Source organism: Rhizobium sp. WSM409 (assembly GCF_057653825.1).
The window spans coordinates 346164-363865 of sequence record NZ_JBYGKP010000004.1; the positions used below are offsets into that span (position 1 = coordinate 346164).

Annotated in this window: 16 protein-coding genes; 10 read left to right on the forward strand and 6 right to left on the reverse strand. The window is 61.2% G+C overall.

The window, feature by feature from the left end:
- The first annotated feature begins 3 nt into the window (after positions 1-3).
- The 4 genes from AC25BC_RS32615 to AC25BC_RS32630 all read left to right on the forward strand — a co-directional run bounded on the left by AC25BC_RS32615 (position 4) and on the right by AC25BC_RS32630 (position 5000).
- A complete protein-coding gene (locus AC25BC_RS32615) occupies positions 4-1089 on the forward strand; it encodes a branched-chain amino acid ABC transporter permease (protein ID WP_128439434.1) in 1086 nt (361 codons plus the stop codon).
- Positions 1082-2836 carry an FAD-dependent oxidoreductase gene (locus AC25BC_RS32620; RefSeq protein WP_128439435.1) on the forward strand — a complete coding sequence of 585 codons (1755 nt, stop codon included), beginning with the start codon at positions 1082-1084 and terminating at the stop codon, positions 2834-2836. Before AC25BC_RS32615 ends, AC25BC_RS32620 begins: the two co-directional genes overlap by 8 nt.
- A 7-nt stretch (positions 2837-2843) precedes the next feature.
- Entirely contained in the window at positions 2844-3728 is an 885-nt protein-coding gene (locus AC25BC_RS32625; RefSeq protein ID WP_164903020.1) for an intradiol ring-cleavage dioxygenase, read from the forward strand.
- A 960-nt stretch (positions 3729-4688) separates the two neighbouring features.
- Positions 4689-5000 (forward strand): DUF736 domain-containing protein, encoded by a 312-nt coding sequence (locus tag AC25BC_RS32630; protein ID WP_012760275.1) that lies wholly within the window; start codon positions 4689-4691, stop codon positions 4998-5000.
- A gap of 248 nt (positions 5001-5248) precedes the next feature.
- Here AC25BC_RS32630 and AC25BC_RS32635 read toward each other — a convergent pair whose 3' ends face one another.
- Entirely contained in the window at positions 5249-5515 is a 267-nt protein-coding gene (locus tag AC25BC_RS32635) for a WGR domain-containing protein (protein ID WP_172643749.1), read from the reverse strand.
- A 477-nt stretch (positions 5516-5992) separates the two neighbouring features.
- On the opposite strand from AC25BC_RS32635, the gene AC25BC_RS32640 reads away from it, so the two are divergent.
- A complete protein-coding gene (locus AC25BC_RS32640) occupies positions 5993-6310 on the forward strand; it encodes a hypothetical protein (protein ID WP_128439437.1) in 318 nt (105 codons plus the stop codon).
- A 363-nt stretch (positions 6311-6673) separates the two neighbouring features.
- On the opposite strand, the gene traG is transcribed toward AC25BC_RS32640, so the two are convergent.
- From traG to traC, 3 genes are read right to left on the reverse strand one after another with little or no spacing between them, the layout of a single operon-like run.
- Positions 6674-8671, reverse strand: coding sequence for a Ti-type conjugative transfer system protein TraG (traG, locus tag AC25BC_RS32645; RefSeq protein ID WP_128439438.1), 1998 nt, complete (start codon positions 8669-8671; stop codon positions 6674-6676).
- Positions 8658-8873: a type IV conjugative transfer system coupling protein TraD gene (gene traD / locus AC25BC_RS32650; protein ID WP_012760271.1), complete on the reverse strand. Its 216-nt coding sequence runs from the start codon at positions 8871-8873 to the stop codon at positions 8658-8660. Before traD ends, traG begins: the two co-directional genes overlap by 14 nt.
- A gap of 4 nt (positions 8874-8877) precedes the next feature.
- The gene (gene traC, locus AC25BC_RS32655; RefSeq protein WP_012760270.1) at positions 8878-9174 is read right to left on the reverse strand and encodes a conjugal transfer protein TraC; all 297 of its coding nucleotides are present in this window, start codon (positions 9172-9174) and stop codon (positions 8878-8880) included.
- Positions 9175-9429: 255 nt separating this feature from the next.
- Here traC and traA point away from each other — a divergent pair, with 255 nt between their 5' ends.
- Genes traA through AC25BC_RS32675 form a run of 4 tightly spaced genes read left to right on the forward strand, consistent with a single transcriptional unit; the run spans position 9430 to position 15099 of the window.
- On the forward strand, positions 9430-12765 hold the full coding sequence (gene traA, locus AC25BC_RS32660; protein WP_128439439.1) for a Ti-type conjugative transfer relaxase TraA: 3336 nt from the start codon (positions 9430-9432) through the stop codon (positions 12763-12765).
- Complete coding sequence (gene traF / locus AC25BC_RS32665; RefSeq protein ID WP_487778585.1) at positions 12762-13328, forward strand: conjugative transfer signal peptidase TraF; 567 nt, start codon at positions 12762-12764, stop codon at positions 13326-13328. The genes traA and traF overlap by 4 nt, the downstream gene beginning before the upstream one ends.
- Positions 13318-14472 (forward strand): conjugal transfer protein TraB, encoded by a 1155-nt coding sequence (locus AC25BC_RS32670; protein WP_128407128.1) that lies wholly within the window; start codon positions 13318-13320, stop codon positions 14470-14472. Before traF ends, AC25BC_RS32670 begins: the two co-directional genes overlap by 11 nt.
- 15 nt (positions 14473-14487) lie before the next feature.
- Entirely contained in the window at positions 14488-15099 is a 612-nt protein-coding gene (locus AC25BC_RS32675) for a TraH family protein (protein WP_128407127.1), read from the forward strand.
- Positions 15100-15114: 15 nt separating this feature from the next.
- Here AC25BC_RS32675 and AC25BC_RS32680 read toward each other — a convergent pair whose 3' ends face one another.
- Together AC25BC_RS32680 and AC25BC_RS32685 are read right to left on the reverse strand one after the other, a co-directional pair.
- Positions 15115-15486 (reverse strand): DUF5615 family PIN-like protein, encoded by a 372-nt coding sequence (locus AC25BC_RS32680; RefSeq protein WP_164903021.1) that lies wholly within the window; start codon positions 15484-15486, stop codon positions 15115-15117.
- Between the two features lie 5 nt (positions 15487-15491).
- Positions 15492-16124, reverse strand: coding sequence for a DUF433 domain-containing protein (locus AC25BC_RS32685; protein WP_128439441.1), 633 nt, complete (start codon positions 16122-16124; stop codon positions 15492-15494).
- A 532-nt stretch (positions 16125-16656) separates the two neighbouring features.
- On the opposite strand from AC25BC_RS32685, the gene AC25BC_RS32690 reads away from it, so the two are divergent.
- Positions 16657-17700, forward strand: coding sequence for an ABC transporter substrate-binding protein (locus AC25BC_RS32690; protein ID WP_128439553.1), 1044 nt, complete (start codon positions 16657-16659; stop codon positions 17698-17700).
- The last annotated feature ends 2 nt before the right edge of the window (positions 17701-17702 follow it).

Below are 17702 nucleotides of genomic sequence, written 5' to 3' on the forward strand. Positions count from 1 at the left end.
TCGATGACCATGGCCATTCCCTCCTTCACCGTCGAGACGCGTACCAGGGCATCGACATTGTCGGCTGTCGCGGTCGTTGCCCTTCTGCTGCTTGCCTTCGCCGCACCCTTCATCGTCTCGCGCGGCGTCATCCAGGACCTTTTCTTCATCCTCACCATGCTGGTGCTGGCGCAGAACTGGAACCTGCTTGCCGGTTATGCCGGGCTGATCTCGGTCGGCCAGCAGGTCTTCGTCGGCTTTGGCGCCTATACGATGTTCGGCTGCGTCATCCTGTTCGGCGTCGACCCGGTCGTGGCCATACTGATTGCCGGCGTATTATCCGCCGCCCTCGCCATTCCCACGGCCTTCTTCACCTTCCGCCTCTACGGTCCTTATTTCGCCATCGGCACCTGGGTGGTGGCCGAGGTCGTGCGGTTGCTGCTGGCCCAGTGGAAGGCGCTCGGCGGCGGCACCGGCACCTCGTTGCCGCGGGAGGCGACCCGCGACATGATGGGCGTCGGCGCGATGCGCGACCTCTTCGGCATGAAGGCTTCCGAGGCGGGCGACACGCTGACTTATTGGCTGGCGCTGATCCTCGCCGTCGCCACAATCGGCTTCATCTATGGTCTTCTGCGCAGCAAGCAGGGTCTCGGCCTAGCCGCCGTCCGCGACAACGAGCAGGCCGCCCGCGCCGTCGGCGTCGATGCGCGGCGGATGAAGACGCTGGTCTATCTGGCGACCGCCTTCATGACAGGCATCGCCGGGGCGCTGATCTACGTGCAGAAGGCGCGCATCTCGCCGGACGCCGCCTTCTCGGTCACCGACTGGACGGCCTATGTCATCTTTATCGTCGTGATCGGCGGCATCGGCACGATCGAGGGACCGATCCTCGGCGTCATCATCTTCTTTCTCTTACAGAACCTCTTGGCCGACTACGGCTCCTGGTACCTGCTGATGCTCGGTCTTCTCGGCATCGCCATCATGCTTCTTGCGCCGCGCGGCCTCTGGGGATTGTTCTCCGAGCGCACCGGCATCCAGCTTTTCCCGGTTCGCCGCGTCCTGAAGGGCGGGCCGCTCAATCTCACGCATAGGGGAGGGCCTCATGGCTGACATTACCACCGACGTACTCATCATCGGCACCGGCCCGGCCGGCTCCGCCACCGCCGCACTGCTCTCCTCCCACGGGGTCGAGAACCTAGTGATCAACCGCTACCGCTGGCTCGCCAGCACACCGCGCGCCCACATCACCAACCAGCGCACCATGGAAGTGCTGCGCGATCTCGGTCGAGACGTGGAGGACGAGGCCTACATGTTCGCGGCCGAGCAAGACCTGATGGGCGAGAACGTGTTCTGTACCTCGCTCACCGGCGAGGAGATTGGCCGGATGAAGAGCTGGGGTAAACATCCGCTATCGCGCGCCGAGCACCAGCTGTCGTCGCCGGCTCATATGAACGATCTGCCGCAGACCTTCATGGAGCCGCTGCTGTTCAAGACGGCCTGTTCGCGCGGTAGCCAATCGCGCATGTCGACGGAATATCTGGGCCATGCGAAGGACGAGGACGGCGTCACGACAACCTGTCTCGACCGGCTGACCGGCAAGGAATTCACCGTCCGCTCGAAATATCTGGTCGGCGCCGATGGCGGCAATTCCAAGGTCGCGGAACACGCGGGCCTCACCTTCGAAGGCAAGATGGGCGTCGCCGGTTCGATGAACATCCTGTTCGAGGCCGATCTGTCGCGACTGGTCGCCCATCGTCCCTCGGTGCTCTATTGGGTGCTGCAGCCGGGTGCTGACGTTGGCGGCATCGGCATGGGGCTGGTGCGTATGGTAAGGCCCTGGAACGAATGGCTGATCGTCTGGGGTTACGATATCAACCAGCCGCCTCCTTCGGTGGATGAAGCGCATGCGAAGAAGGTCGTGCGCGACCTGGTCGGCGATCCGGATCTCGAGATGACCATCAAGTCGGTCTCGACCTGGACCGTCAACAACATGTACGCCACGTCAATGTCCAATGGCCGCGTCTTTTGCATGGGCGACGCCACCCACCGCCATCCGCCGTCAAACGGGCTCGGCTCGAACACCTCGATCCAGGATGCATTCAACCTCGCCTGGAAGCTCGCCTTCGTCCTGAAGGGGGCCGCAGGCCCGAAACTTCTCGATAGTTATCAGGCCGAGCGGGCGCCCGTCGCCAAGCAGATCGTCACCCGGGCCAACAAGTCGATCGAGGAGTTCGGGCCGATCTTCAAGGCGCTGGGGCTGCTCGATTCCATCGACCCGGTGAAGATGCAGGAGAACATGGACGCCCGCTGCAACAACACTGTCGCGGCCGAGGAGCAACGGGCCGCGATCCGCAAGGCGATCGCCGACAAGGTCTACGAGTTCGATTGCCATGGCGTCGAGATGAACCAGCGCTACCGATCGGGCGCGATCGTAACGGATGAGCAGGCGGAACCGGCCTTCGCCCGGGATCCGGAACTGCACTGCCAGCAGACGAGCTGGCCCGGCGCAAGGCTGCCGCATGCCTGGGTGTATTCTGCGACAGGCGAAAAGCTGTCGACGCTCGACCTTGCCGGACATGGGAAGTTTACCGTGCTGACCGGCATTGGCGGACAGGGTTGGATCGAGGCCGCCCGAACCCTTGGAAAGGAATTGGGCATCGATATCGCCGCACATCTGATCGGTCCACGTCAGCCCTGGCAGGACTTTGCCGGCGACTGGGCGAACATGCGCGAAATCCGAGACAGCGGCGTCCTCCTCGTGCGTCCCGACCATCATGTCGCCTGGCGAAGTGAAGCGATCGTCGACGATCCGTCAGCCGAACTGCGGCGCGTGCTGACCAGCGTTTTGGGGAGATAGGGCGATGATTGATGCACATGAAAAGGGTTTCTTCACGGAAGAGAACTCCGTTGAGGTGGTCACGAGCCGCAACGCCATCACCAAGGACCAGCGCCTGAAGCGCGTGATGGAGGTCGTGACACGCAAGCTGCATGAGGCGGTGAAGGAGCTTGAGCCGACGCAGGACGAATGGATGGAGGCAATTCTCTTTCTGACCCGCACAGGACATACATGCAACGAATGGCGACAGGAATTTATCCTGCTGTCGGACGTGCTCGGCGTGTCGATGCTGGTCGACGCCATTAATAACCGCAAGCCCTCAGGCGCCTCCGAAAGCACTGTTCTTGGCCCGTTTCACGTTGCCGACGCGCCGGAACTGCCGATGGGCACCAATATCTGCCTCGATCAGAAGGGCGAGGACATGGTGATCGGCGGCAGCATCCGTAGCACGGATGGCAGACCGATTGCCGGCGCTGTCATCGACGTCTGGCAGGCCAACGACGAAGGCTTCTACGACGTGCAGCAGAAGGGGATCCAACCAGACTTCAACCTTCGCGGCATCTTTCGCACCGGCGCGGATGGCCGCTATTGGTTTCGCGCAGTCAAGCCCAAGTATTACCCGATCCCGGACGATGGACCGGTCGGCAAGCTGCTCGGCGCGCTCGGTCGTCACCCCTACAGGCCCGCTCACCTGCACTACATCATCAAGGCCGACGGCTTCGAGACGCTCACGACGCACATCTTTGATCCGGACGATCCGTACATCCACTCCGACGCCGTCTTTGGCGTGAAGGAGAGCTTGCTTGCCAAGTTCCAGCACGTCGAGGATTCGGTACGCGCTGACGAGCTTGGTTTCTCTCGCAAGTTCTGGCAGATAGAGCACGATTTCGTGCTGGCTCGGCCCGAGGAGTAGCATGCTCGCCAGCCGGCGTTCTGACGAAGAAGGCCGTGATAGCCGATGCAATGGAGATGATCTCCCCGGATGGGAAGGCGGCTCGAATTCCGCCGGTCATAGCCGCAGGGGACGCCAGCCAACGCGGCATTTGAGCCGGTCTTTTCGGTGGCATGCGCCCAAACAAAATGCAAGCCGATATGACGCATATAGTTCCATAACGTTGATTACGCCACAAACTATTTAGCCGGCTACTTAAATTGAGATGCGCCTTGTCGGTTTACGTCGATGACGCCATGCATTCGGGGTTCGCTGGGTCCAAGAGCAACCTTTGACTAGCTGACCGCGACGAAGGCGTTCAGCGATGGGCAGCCTCCTGGCATCGACGGCCGTCATCCGTGCCTCGGCCGTTTTGCGTGCGAGCAAGTGGACTGGGTAAGCGGCCCGGCGGTCGCCCGCTTCCGGTTGGGCCGATCGGTGGCCACTGCTTTGGGGCTGCCTGACTTCGACGATAGACGGCTTGGCGTGACGCATGGATTCTCCGGGCGGCGAACCAGGCTCGGCAAGTCACGTCGATAACAAGGGCAACTGCCCGGTCGGCCGAACTCGTCGCAACCGAATTCGACGCCTTGACTTGAGGACAGAGCGCAGGCTTGCCACTGCAGTGTTTCGGTACGGAATGCCCTGACGCGGGCCCCCATGCTCAAGTACCTCCCATTGCTGTCGTAGGCCGCTCCTCCGCGGGCTCGATGAGGCATGTCTGACCGGAGACCGGCTGCGCCTCGATCGTCTTCCCGCAACGGCAATTTGCAGATTTCTTACCCCGGACGTCACGTCCTCCTCTCCCGCTAACAAATCTGCGTCTTGCCGCCCTCCATTTCATTTTGGCCTTATCAGGTGCGGTCCGATCGTCACCGGTCTTTGCGACAGCCATCGAGGCCGCGATGGGCGCGGCCCGATACACACGAAAGGAACATGAACATGGCTACCATCGGCATCTTCACCGCAAACGAAAACGGCTTCACCGGCTCGATCCGCACTCTCGCTCTCAACGTCAAGGCCCGCATCGCCCGCGTCGAAAATCCGTCCGACAAGGGTCCGCACTTCCGTATCTACGCTGGCAACGTCGAGCTTGGTGCGGCCTGGCAGAAGCGTTCCAGCGAGAGCGACCGCGACTACCTCTCGGTCAAGCTGGACGACCCGAGCTTCCCGGCCCCGATCTACGCGACGCTTTCGGAGGTCGAAGGCGAGGACGGCTACCAGTTGATCTGGTCCCGCCAAAACCGAGACTGAGATCCCGCTGGCCCCGCCGCTTGAGGCGGGGCCAGCGGCCCGCTTTGAGAAAGCCGACAATAGGCCTCGATGCCGCCCACGACCTATAGGTCGGATATCAGTGATGCGCGCGTTTGAAAGGAAAACATCATGCAGCAACTGGCCGATATCGTTCCTCATCTAGATCGGCGCGGCATTCTCGAGACCAACGCGCCATCAGGGGCCCGTTTCGGCGGTCGTCGTGACGCTGAAGGACCGAGGCGATCGGATCATCGCTGCAAATACCGGAGAGTTGATCTTGGCCGATAGCCCCGGGCACGTTTTTGTTTCACCAGGGCGAGGAACAGGCGAACCGCTTCCTCCTCCCGCTCGAAGAAGTGCTGTTTTTCCTGCCCATGCTGGCCGATGCGTCCCCATCGCCGGATCAGGCAGACCTCTCCAAACATTGTCTGCCCGACTTCCATGGCGTAGTAGCGCGCCATGTTCTTTGCCGCATCCGCGCGTTCGATATAGAGATGGTAGGGCTGTGCAATCATGCTGCCATGATCGCCAAACAGTATCGCGACGTCCAACGACACATTTGAATCAGTCACATGCGACCGATTCAATTTCGTGATGGATGGCAACCGGGCCAGGCGCCAATGGCGCACGGCGCCAATCGTACCGCGACCGAAGCCCGCAGGCGGTCTTCGCCGATTCCGGTCGCGATCCTCTCGCAACGTAATACAGACGGCGCACGAAGAGGTCGCGTCGAGCTTACCGAACCGTCTTGTGGCCAGCAAAGCTGGCAGGCGGTCGCGTCCTTTCAGGACGCGGTTCTATCTCTCTGACCGCCCATTGTGCACCCGCCGCTCCGGCGTCAAGGACATCACGGCCCCGCCAATTTTCCGCACCGCAGGCGGCACAGAAAATCGGTTCCTCCGCTCGCCGCCTGGCGGCCGCGTACGCGGTCCCTGACCCCTCGCGAGCTACGGTGCAGGCCCCTTTCGTCAGAAAACGAAAAGGAGACTTTGATGACAAGGCGTGAAATCAATCCCATGGATGGAGGAGCCCCCAAGCTGCGGCCTCAACAGTCGGACTTGCTTGAAAATTTGCGTCATAATTTCGATGCGGAAGTCCATCTTCCCTTCGATATCCCACGCGAGTTTCTGTCGGCGGCGCTACTCTTTGCGATCGACAACAAGGTGGATTTCGGCTTGTTCCATGAGGGCCGCCGGATCATCATCGCATATTTCGGCGGCGACGAAATTTATCTTCCGTCCCGGTGGTCCGATAAGCGCTGGCATATCGGTGTCGAGGACAGAGAGACGTTCTTCGATCCCGCGGATTGAGACCCAGACCAGAGGCGGCAGCCGCCTCTGGTCTTTAGCTTGCCTTATGACCCGGTCCGGCCGGATCGACCGACCGGCCCGGCTGTGAAAGGGGGGCTGCGCCGCCCCTCTCAATCTCACCCCATGAAGGAAGTGCAAGCCTCTCCTTCAAACTTCCTCCCATGAGGAAAGAGGACGGTTCCCTCCTCCCTTTCCCCAAACCCCTATTCCTCTCCCGTCGGGTGGAGGTACTGCCAACTGGCGACGCCGATCACCGCCGCCCAGACGACGAGTGTCGGAATGCCCCGCTGCAAGCGGCCCGACGACCACGGTCTCACCGTTTTCCTGAACGGCGTTACGGTGTTCGTCGCCAGTCGATTTCCCCTAGATCCCGGTAGACGCTACACCCGACGTAGCTTCATCGGTGTTTGCGAGACTTATCGCATTCGAACGCTCCTTCCTGCCGCTGTCCGGTGAATGAAACCGGTTCTCGCCGACGCAAGCCTTCATATCGTCACGACGGAACCAGATCGCACGACCGCATCGAAGCGGCGCATTGCCTGCCGTGAAGACGATCTGCTCGTCGGCCCGCATGCGCAGAACTTCGTGCGGCTGGATGAGCGGTCTGGCGGCAAGCTGTTTCGAGCGCGTGCGCGATGAACCCTTCGACTGGACACTGCGGCTGACCTGATCGATCTCGACCGTCGTCATGCCGCAGCGCCGCGAGATGTAGTCGGCCGTTTCCGGATCGTTGATGGCAGCAAACGAGATCCAGCTCGCACTCTCAAACCATTTGCTCGCCGCGTCGCGGCCGCCATAGGTTTCTCGCATCTGGCCGATCGACTGGTAAATCATTGTCAGCGTGATGCCGTATTTTCGGCCGGCGTCACGAGCCGTCTCCAGAATCCGCATGTAGCCCAGGCGTGCCACCTCGTCCAAAAGGAACAGCGCCCTGCCCTTCAATGCTCCATCACGATTGTAGATCGCGTTCAGGAAGGACCCGATGATGACGCGAGCAAGACCCGAATGCGTCTCCAGCGTCTTCAGGTCGATGTTGATGAAGACATCCGTGTTTCCCGCGGAAATGTCGTTGGTCGAAAAATTCGACTCCGAGACAAGCGCCGCATAATTCGGATAGGACAGCCAGTGCGTCTCCTTCACCGCATTCGCGTAAACCCCGCTAAACGTTTCTGGCGTCATGTTGACGAAGGCGGCGACGTTCTCCTTCACGAAGTCGGATCTCGAATTGTCGTAGATCGACTGAAGTCGCGCGCGCAGCTTGGGTTCGGGCTCGGACAGATTCTTGCGGACCCGGCGAAGTGTCTGGTCGTTCTCTTCGGTGCGGCCGGATAGACAGACGTCGGCGATCAATGCGGTCAACAGCTGCAGCGCCGATGCGCGAAAGAAATCGTCGCGCACGCCGCGAGCACCGCCGCTGTCGCTCATGATCCATGAGGCAACGGCCGCAATATCCTCTTCCTTCGTGCGGCCATGAAGCCCGATCCAGTCCAGCGCATTGAAGCCCGTGTCGGCGGTTCTTGGATCGAGGATGCGGACGTCGCGTCCGGCGTTTGTCCGATGCCCGATCACCATGGGCGCGACTTCGTTTGACGGATCCAACAGGACCAATGTACCGCCCCATTTAAGCGCGGTCGGGATCGTCACCGACGTCGTCTTGAAACCGCCTGAGCCGGCAAAGACGATGCCGTGCGAGGATCCGAACGAGCCGTCGAAGCAGAGAAGCGGCGACTTGCCGCCGGCGCCCCACGTCTCTACGCAATCCGCCCTGAACGACTGCATCGCCGTTATGTCCTGGTCGACGCGGTAGCGCTCGCCGACGACGATGCCGCCGGTATCCGGAAAGAGCTTTCCGGCCTCCGTCGATTTCATCCACTCGGCTTCGCCATGCAGTGCGCGCCTTCCTCGAATACGGCGCGGCTCGGAGCGCGCGAACGCCGCGTTGCCGACAAGTGCTACGCGAAGTGCAAAGCCGGCCGACGTCAGCGCCGCCCCTGCCCCGATCATCGTTGCCGGGTCTGCATAGGAGAGCGCCGATCGAACTGCCGGAAAATGGTCGAAAATTGCGGCAAGTCGCACGGTCTCACGCAGCGCGGCGATCACGATCGTCGCACTGCTACCGCCGACAACACCCCATCCGGCGAGCTTGATGTTCGTTGAGCCGGCGCTCGCAAACAGAAAGATGATGCCGGCGGCGGCTGACGCGATATAGGGCAAGGCGATTCCCATCCGACCGAGGGTCAGCCGAGCTGTCTCGGTTTTCCCGAATTCGGAAAACCATTGTTCGATACCCGTCATGCCGATGGTGACGAGCATCATCAGTGCTATGGGCACGCTGACCAGCGCGATCTTATTCGCCGTCATTGCCAAAGGCCTCCGATCCGATCGCCGTGAGCCGAGATCGCTCATCCTCATCGCTCCTGATGCGTCGTGCTGTTTCGATCAGCGCCCCGAGCAGCAGCGCGCGCTTTTCGTATCGTAGGCCCGCCTTGACGATCAGCCCGCCAAGTTCGATCTTCTCGCGTGTGTCCTTCCTGCGGGCGTCGAATGTCTTCGTCCTCGCCATCCGTTCAAGCCTCGCTATCGCCGCCCGCAGCCGTGCCAGACGCGACCGGTGTGGCTTGTGCACCTTTGCGACCATGCTCGTTTGCCCCTTTTCCTTCGGCGGGAACGACTTCGCCCCTGCGAAACCGTTCGGCCAGGTGCTCAAACGCCGCCTGCAGCTCGTTTTCGTCAGTCTCGATCTCGCCAAGGCCAGCCTTGAGCGCGATCCGCCCGATCCGCTCCGCTTCGCGAGTCTCGGCGGTTTTAAGTTGCTCTTGCAGTTTGGCAATTTCGTCGCGGATTTTCGAGGAGTGTTTCTTCATTCCAGATGGTCCCGTGTCTGCCGTTTCGTCTTCGAACGTTTGTGAGGTTCCTCCAGACCGACCTGCCAATCTACCGACACTAATGCGGGTAGGCGCAACCTGCACTTCCGGTCATGATCCCGGCCGTTCCGGAGGAGCGGCTTCCAAGGGCGCAATTATACGTCGCTGACGCGACGCCCTTGCTGGAGGCCGATTTGGCCCGCTGCTCTCGACGAACTTCGATGAACTCGTTCGCAACCGGAAAAGAACCGCGCCGTGGCCGTCCCTCATTTCTCCGTGAGCATCGTCGCCCGTGGCTCCGGCCGCAGCGCCGTGCTGTCGTCGGCCTACCGGCACTGCGCGAAGATGGACTATGAGCGGGAAGCACGGACGATCGACTACGCCCGCAAGCGTGGTCTCCTACATGAGGAGTTCGTCATCCCGGCAGGGGCTCCCACATGGCTGCGTGCCATGATCGCCGACAGGTCGGTGTCCGGAGCGTCCGAAGCCTTCTGGAACAAGGTCGAGGCGTTCGAAAAGCGATCGGACGCGCAGCTCGCCAAGGACGTCACCATTGCTCTTCCGATCGAGCTCTCTGCCGAGCAGAGCATTGCTCTCGTCCGGGATTTCGTGGAGCGGCACATCACGTCGAAGGGCATGGTCGCCGACTGGGTCTATCACGACGCACCGGGCAATCCGCATGTCCATCTGATGACGACGCTCAGGCCACTGACAGAGCGCGGGTTCGGCGCAAAGAAGATCGCGGTGACCAGTCCGGACGGTAAGCCGATGCGCAACGATGCCGGCAAGATCGTCTATGAACTCTGGGCGGGAAGCGCAGACGATTTTAATACGATTCGCGATGGTTGGTTCGCCTGTCAGAATAGGCATCTTGCGCTTGCCGGTCTCGACATCCGCGTCGACGGGCGGTCCTTCGAAAAGCAGGGCATCGAACTGACCCCGACCATCCATCTCGGTGTCGGCACCAAAGCGATCGACCGCAAGGCGGAACAAGCCAACGCGAGGTCGTCGGCAAGGTCGTCGGCATGGTCGCCAAAGCTCGAACGCATTGAACTGCAGGAAGACCGCCGCACGGAAAATGCCCGACGCATACAGCGCCGTCCGGAAATCGTTCTCGACCTCATCACGCGGGAGAAGAGCGTCTTCGATGAACGCGACGTGGCGAAGATCCTGCACCGCTATATCGACGATGCCGCTCTGTTCCAGAACCTGATGGTTAGGATCCTGCAGAGCCCGGAGGCGCTGCGGCTCGAACGTGACCGGATCGACTTTGCGACGGGTATCCGGACACCTGCCAAGTACACGACGCGGGAGATGATCCGGCTTGAAGCCGAGATGGTCAGCCGGGCTATCTGGCTGTCCGGGCGCGCCTCTCATGGCGTACGCGAGGCGGTGCTGGAGGCGACGTTTGCGCGCCATGCCCGTCTGTCGGATGAACAGCGGACGGCGATCGAACGTGTGGCTGGCGGCGAACGGATCGCCGCCGTCATCGGCCGCGCCGGCGCCGGTAAGACGACGATGATGAAGGCGGCGCGCGAAGCCTGGGAAGCGTCCGGCTATCGTGTCGTCGGTGGTGCGCTTGCCGGCAAAGCAGCCGAGGGCCTGGAGAAGGAAGCCGGTATTCAGTCCCGCACGCTGTCGTCGTGGGAGCTGCGCTGGAACCAGAGCCGCGACCAGATCGACACGAGAACCGTTTTCGTGCTGGATGAGGCCGGCATGGTGTCGTCGCGGCAGATGGCGCTCTTCGTCGAGGCCGTCAGCAAGGCCGGCGCAAAGCTCGTGCTCGTCGGTGACCCCGAACAGTTGCAGCCTATCGAGGCGGGAGCTGCCTTCCGGGCGATCGCCGACCGGATCGGCTATGCCGAGCTCGAAACGATCTATCGTCAGCGCCAGCAATGGATGCGCGACGCCTCGCTCGATCTGGGGCGCGGCAATGTCGGCCAAGCGGTTGATGCCTATCGTGCCCATGGGCATGTCAGGGGGTTGGACCTCAAGGCGCAGGCCGTCGAAAGCCTGATCGCTGATTGGGATCGCGACTACGATCCTTCGAAGAGCAACCTGATCCTCGCACACCTTCGGCGCGACGTTCGGATGTTGAACGATATGGCTCGAGCCAAGCTGGTCGAGCGCGGCATCCTCGCGGACGGCTTTGCCTTCAAGACCGAGGACGGAACCCGCATGTTCGCGGCCGGCGACCAGATCGTGTTCCTAAAGAACGAGGGTAGCCTTGGCGTCAAGAACGGTATGTTGGCCAAGGTGATCGACGCTGCAGCTGGGCGGCTCGTGGTGGCACTTGGCGAAGGGGAACATCGCCGTATGGTCACGATCGAGCAGCGCTTCTACAACAAGCTCGACCACGGCTATGCGACGACGATCCACAAGAGCCAAGGCGCGACCGTCGATCGCGTCAAGGTGCTTGCTTCCCTTTCGCTGGACCGTCATCTCACCTATGTGGCGATGACGCGCCATCGCGAGGATCTCGCCATCTATTACGGCCGACGTTCTTTCGCGAAGTCCGGTGGCCTTATCCCGATCCTGTCGCGCCGGAACGCCAAGGAGACGACGCTCGACTACGAAAAGAGCTCTTTGTACGGCCAAGCCTTGCGCTTTGCCGAGGCGCGAGGCCTGCATCTCATGAACGTCGCCCGCACGATCGCCCACGATCGCCTCCAATGGGTCGTACGGCAGAAACAAAAGCTCGCCGATCTCGGCGCCCGCCTGGCGGCAATTGGCGTGATACTCGGGCGCGCCGCCAGCGCCAAAACATCACCCAAATCGAACGCCAAGGAGTCGAAGCCCATGGTATCTGGCATTTCCACTTTCCCGAAATCCATCGACCAGTCCGTGGAGGACAAGCTCGCAGCAGATCCCGGTCTCAACAAACAATGGGAGGATGTCTCCACTCGCTTCCATCTCGTCTACGCCCAGCCGGAAAGCGCCTTCAAGGCGGTGAATGTCGACGCGATGCTCAAGGATCAGGCGATCGCCAAAACCACGCTGGCAAAGATCGCCGGCGAACCGGAGCGCTTCGGTGCATTGAGGGGTAAGACGGGCGTGTTCGCCAACCGGGGCGACAAGCAGGACCGCGAACGGGCGATCGCCAACGTGCCGGCTCTGGCCCGTAATCTCGAACGCTATCTTCGCCAACGGGCCGAGATCGAACGCAAGCATGAAACGGAGGAACGCGCGGTTCGCCGGCAAGTCTCGGTCGACATCCCCGCGCTCTCTGCTCCCGCAAAGCAAACGCTCGAGCGCGTGCGTGATGCGATCGACCGCGATGATCTTCCCGCCGGTCTCGAATATGCGCTTGCCGTCAAAATGGTGAAGGCCGAACTCGATCGGTTCGCCAAAGCCGTCTCGCAACGGTTCGGCGAACGCACCTTTCTCGGCATCGCGTCGAAGGATCCGGGCGGAGAGACCTTCAAGTCCGTCACGGCAGGGATGAACCCCGCGCAAAAGGCGGAGGTACAAGCCGCCTGGAATTCGATGCGGACCATCCAGCAGCTCTCCGCTCATGAGAGAACGACCGAGGCGCTGAAGCAGGCCGAGACCTTGCGGCAGACCAGGAGCCAGGGACTTTCGCTGAAATGATCCTGACAATCAGGCGCCAGTGCCCGACACACGAAAAAATTCACCCCGCCGCGACGCTATTATTGGCCGCGGCCTTGCTGGCGTTTGTCTTGTCCGTCGCCGCCGCCGCCGGCGGGTTCCGCATCAATATGACACCAAGCGAACCGCTCGGCCTCTGGCGGGTCGCAGCACTCGATCGGTACCCCGCGGTCGGCGATGTCGTCTTCATCTGTCCGCCGGAAAACGACAGGATGCGCGAGGCCCGACAGCGCGGCTATCTGCGCTCCGGTTCGTGCCCGGGCGGTTTTGCCCCGCTGATCAAAACGGTGATCGCCACCGAGGGTCAAAGGGTGGAGATCAGGTCAGCCATGTTCGTCGATGGCATCACCGTGGCAAATTCGGCAGTCGCCAGAGCAGATGGAAAAGGTCGAGCTCTTTCGGCTTTTGCAAGTGGCACCGTGCCAGCTGGACACGTCGTTCTGCATTCCGGTTTCGCGGGCTCCTACAATTCCCGCTATTTCGGTCCTTTACCCGTGTCCGGCATCCTCGGTCTGGCGCAAAAGGTGCTCACCTATGCGCCGTGACCACGTGGGTACCGCAGCGCTGATCGGCCTTGCCCTTGCCGTCGCCTCGATCGGATGGAGCGGCCAGGTGCTTCTCCTACCAGTCGCCCTCGCCTTTCCTGTATTATGGGCTCATGCACCCAATCGGATGGCGGCGGGGCTGGTCTCTGCGGCATATTTCCTCGCAGCCTCACGAGGGTTGCCGCAAGGCGTCGCCACCTTCTATTCGTCCGACCTTTGGCCAGGACTGCTGCTCTGGCTCGCGGCATCGGTCAGCTTTTTCGGGGTCTACACGGTGCTTTGGACATCGGTTCGCACCAAGAGACCCCATCGGTACGTGGCCGCTGGCATCCTGATGGCCCTACCCCCTTTCGGAATTACCGGTTGGGCGCATCCGATCACTGCGGCGGGCGTTCTGTTTCCGGGATGGGGGTGGTGGGGACTGGCTGCCACGACAGCCGGTCTGATCGGCCTCGTAACCCGGCTTTGGCCGGCTGTCGCGATCGCTTTGGCAGGCGCGTGGGTTTGGTCCGGGCTAACCTGGACCGATCCAGAAGTACCTCAGTCATGGCGCGGCGTCGATTGGCAAATGGGTTCTTCGCTCGGACGCGAGGCCGGTCTTCAGCGACAGCGTGACCTGATCGCAACGGTGCAAAAGGTGGCTAGCGATGGTGTCGTCTACATCGTCCTGCCGGAAAGTGCGCTGGGCTTCTGGACGCCCACCATCGAGCGGCTATGGACCAGGGCTCTGGCCGGCAGTCCCGTGACGGTGGTCGCCGGCGCATCCGTTGTCGGCGCAGATGGCTATGACAATGTTTTGGTGGCGGTGTCGGCCGGAGGCGGCCGCGTCCTGTATCGTCAGCGCATGCCTGTTCCCGGCTCGATGTGGCAGCCCTGGTGGGGCGATAGCAAAGGCGCGCGCGCGGACTTTTTTGCAAACCCGGTTGTCGTCCTTAACGGCTACAAGGTCGCGCCGCTGATCTGCTACGAACAGCTCGTTGCCTGGCCCGCCCTGCAATCCATGTTGCACGATCCCGATGTCATCGTCGCCGTCGGCAATGGCTGGTGGACCGCGAATACCTCGGTCGTCGCCATCCAGCGGGCCAGTGCCAGGGCCTTTGCGCGTCTCTTCGCCAAACCGCTCGTCCTTTCATTCAACACCTGAGCTGAGGAGGTAGTCATGCTCGATGCCGCGATGATAGAAAAATGCGCCGATCCCTCACTGACGCCTGCCATTGTCGAGCAATTCGTCCAGGCGGCCGGCTCCTCGGACCCGTTAGCGGTTGCCGTCAAAGCCGGTGGCCGGCTGATCCTCGTCCCGAAGCCGAGAACACCGGACGAGGCGATGGACCTCATCCGTAAATATGTTGGCCAGGCGGTGGTTCGCGTCGGGATCACGCAGGTCCCCGCCGGCATCGGCGTCAAGGATGTCTCTGAGCTCAAGCCTGATCTTGTAGAGGCTTGTGAAAATCTGCGCCTCGGCACGGGGTTGTTCGCCAAGGTGGTGAGGATTGTCGCCAAGTGGTACGGCAATCCCACCGACAGGCAAGTCTTTCCGCAGATATTCGAAGATGCCGTCTATGCCTGGAAGACCGGCGAGTTCGAGGGCGTGAGCGTGTTTCGAGCCAAGGACCCTGACGTATCTGTGAAACTGACCGTCCCGCCCGTTGCCGAACAAGACGCCGACACCGACAGCGCGCCGGCCTCTTCGAAGCTCAAGGGCAGCGAGAATGGCGGTCCTGTCGGAACAGCGGAAATGCGGATCGATCTGTCCCGGATCGGCGCTAAATGAGCTTTTGGAAAACGCCTAGGTTTCCGGCAGCAGATAGCGCGTCAGAACGGCGGTATCGTCGTCGATGGTCACTTCCAGCACCTCGTTGACGAGATATTGCACCCCTACCAGTTCCCGCAGAATAAGAACAAATAGTTCCCGTTGAAGCGCAGGTAGCACTTGCGGCACGATAATCACGAGACCCGCGTGGAGCCGTTCCTTGGCGTAGAGCTTGCGAACGTCGCGAGCGTTGTTCGTCACGAAGGTGAAATCTTCCGCGACGATCCGAGGCAGCATCAGGTCCCAGTCCGTCTCGCCGCTTAACCCCAACCAGTTGACGTGAAAACAATCGTGGCCGTGATCTTGAGCCACGGCCACGAGTGATGTGTGGAGGCATTCGTCGATCAGAAATTTTAAGAGGGCTTATCCGACGACTGTGGAACGCGCTCATTTGCTAGCCGAAGACGCTTTTCCGACTTCACCGTCAAGCCCAGCTCCGAAAGTTTGCGTGGCCGTCCTCGAACGGGATGGGCTGCAGTCCAGATGTCAGCAAGCTCCACCATTCGCCCCGTCAGCGAAGGATAGCCTTCGACGATTTCCTCGGTGCTCGCGCCTTGGGCTTTCATCGCGGCAATTGTTCGCACCGGAACGCGAGTTCCCTTAAAAACCGGTTCGCCGCCGACAACTCCTTTGACGCTCTGGATCAATTTTTCAGCCTCTCGAAGCGCCTCTGCGCGCGCGGCCAATTGCTCCCTTGCCCGCGCGACGTCGATGATAAGGTAATCGTCGGCCCTTACGGTATGGGCGCCCGGGTTCTCATCGATTGTGTCGAACATTCGTTTACGGCGCTCGGCAGATAGGATCGATCCAACGCCGTACCAGAGCTTCAAGCGAAGCAGATCCTCTTCAGTAAGAGCTCGGCCCTCGGTGCTGGACGGACGATTGGCGACGATCCGCTTGTCGATCGCGTTGTGCACCGACTTTATCGCAATCTCGCTCACAGCGGCGGCCTCGGCAGGCGTGTAGATGTGTGAGACAGGGACCATAATCATTCTCCTTGAGAAGAATATATAAGGCGGCTGATGCGCGCCGTGAAGCGATGATGTTGCGAGGCAACGATCGAAGCTTCGCGATTGTTGGTGCTGGCCAAGAATTGCGGCATCGACATCGCGCCGGAGCGTTTTGCGAGCTTCATCGAGATGGTGGCGCTCGGTTCCGCCTCAGGGTACCGGCGACCATCGCCGTTCCGAAGCCCGTCCTTCCTCGTCTCGCTCACACCAGGCAAAGCAACTCGCGCGGCGAAAGCTGGGCTTTGGGCGGGCAGCGATCATTTCCATTGCACGGATATTCGACGGATAGCGATCCGCGGGAAGACAACGCTGAACGGGATGCGCCGCCAAGCTTCGAGAAAACCACCCTGTGAATGCGAAATCGTCATCGCTGCCATTGTCGGGAGAAAATCGCGATGGCCCCGATTGATAGCTGCGGGGCAACAATCTTCGACGATCGTTATTGGACCCTCGGCCGCCGGCTGTCCACCATCCCCACGGCAACAACACAAAAAAAGCGAGACGAGCCATGGGAACAAAGCAAAGCCGGATTCTGCTCTCGGCGATCATGACAGCAATCCTGTCCACCCCCCTGCGAGCAGAAACGCTTGTGGTCAACAGCTACGGCGGCCCCTATGAGGAGATCATAGAAAAAGCGATCATCCAACCGTTCGAGGCCAAGTTCGGTATCGATGTCATTTATGATCCGGTCGGCTCGGCGTCGCAGGACTATGCGAAAATCAAGGCGACCGGGGGCCGACCGGGGTTCGATGTCGTCGTCATGACCGCTTCGCAGTCGGTGCAGGGCTGCCGTGACGGCGTGCTGGAGAAACTTGACGCGGCCACGATCCCGAACCTTGCCAAGCTCATGCCGAGATTGTCGGCCGCGGCCGGTCCCTGCGGTGCCGTGCACGAAGTCCAGTACCTGTCGCTCCTCTACCGGAAGGACAAGCTTGCCACGCCGTCCTCCTGGACGGCGCTCCTCGCCCCAGAGCTGAAGGGCAGGATCGTGCTGCCGACGTTTCAAAACATCATGGCCATCTACCTCGTCGAGATGATGTCCGTGATCAATGGTGGCGACCTTGTCGACAATCTCGATCCGGGTTTCAAGGCCATGGAAGCTGTCGCCAGGCAGTCCATTGGATTCGAACAATCGTCTGCCATTCTTGAAAGCTACATCAAGGACGGCACGGTCTGGGCCATGCCTTTCTGGAACGGTCGCGCTCAACTCCTCGTCGATGCCGGCTTGCCCGTTGACTACATCCGTCCCAAGGAAGGCACCATTCCTCTCATCGCCACGCTAAACGTGCCCGCGGGTGCACAAAACAAGCAATCGGCCATGAAGTTCATCGATTTCTTCCTGGAAAAGACAAGTCAGGAAGCGTGGATCGGTGGCTACAAGGTCGGAAGCGCGCGAACCGACGTAGAGGTCCCCGAGGCGATTCGCACGCGGCAGATCACCTCGGAAGCTGACCTCAAGACCCTGCTTCTTCCGGACCTGTCGCTCGTCGCCGAGCGCCTGCCGCGCTGGGCCGAGCAGTGGGACCGCGATGTCGTTCCCCAGGCAGACTGAGA

Excerpts from the sequence above, each read along its gene's own strand:
- AC25BC_RS32670 (WP_128407128.1), top strand. The coding sequence starts at position 13,318 with ATGCGCCGTGACCACGTGGGTACCGCAGCGCTGATCGGCCTTGCCCTT.
- AC25BC_RS32620 (WP_128439435.1), top strand. The coding sequence starts at position 1,082 with ATGGCTGACATTACCACCGACGTACTCATCATCGGCACCGGCCCGGCC.
- traF (WP_487778585.1), top strand. The coding sequence starts at position 12,762 with ATGATCCTGACAATCAGGCGCCAGTGCCCGACACACGAAAAAATTCAC.
- AC25BC_RS32685 (WP_128439441.1), bottom strand. The coding sequence starts at position 16,124 with ATGGTCCCTGTCTCACACATCTACACGCCTGCCGAGGCCGCCGCTGTG.
- traG (WP_128439438.1), bottom strand. The coding sequence starts at position 8,671 with ATGACGGCGAATAAGATCGCGCTGGTCAGCGTGCCCATAGCACTGATG.
- AC25BC_RS32640 (WP_128439437.1), top strand. The coding sequence starts at position 5,993 with ATGACAAGGCGTGAAATCAATCCCATGGATGGAGGAGCCCCCAAGCTG.
- traD (WP_012760271.1), bottom strand. The coding sequence starts at position 8,873 with ATGGCGAGGACGAAGACATTCGACGCCCGCAGGAAGGACACACGCGAG.
- AC25BC_RS32690 (WP_128439553.1), top strand. The coding sequence starts at position 16,657 with ATGGGAACAAAGCAAAGCCGGATTCTGCTCTCGGCGATCATGACAGCA.
- AC25BC_RS32675 (WP_128407127.1), top strand. The coding sequence starts at position 14,488 with ATGCTCGATGCCGCGATGATAGAAAAATGCGCCGATCCCTCACTGACG.
- AC25BC_RS32630 (WP_012760275.1), top strand. The coding sequence starts at position 4,689 with ATGGCTACCATCGGCATCTTCACCGCAAACGAAAACGGCTTCACCGGC.
- traC (WP_012760270.1), bottom strand. The coding sequence starts at position 9,174 with ATGAAGAAACACTCCTCGAAAATCCGCGACGAAATTGCCAAACTGCAA.
- AC25BC_RS32635 (WP_172643749.1), bottom strand. The coding sequence starts at position 5,515 with ATGATTGCACAGCCCTACCATCTCTATATCGAACGCGCGGATGCGGCA.
- AC25BC_RS32615 (WP_128439434.1), top strand. The coding sequence starts at position 4 with ATGACCATGGCCATTCCCTCCTTCACCGTCGAGACGCGTACCAGGGCA.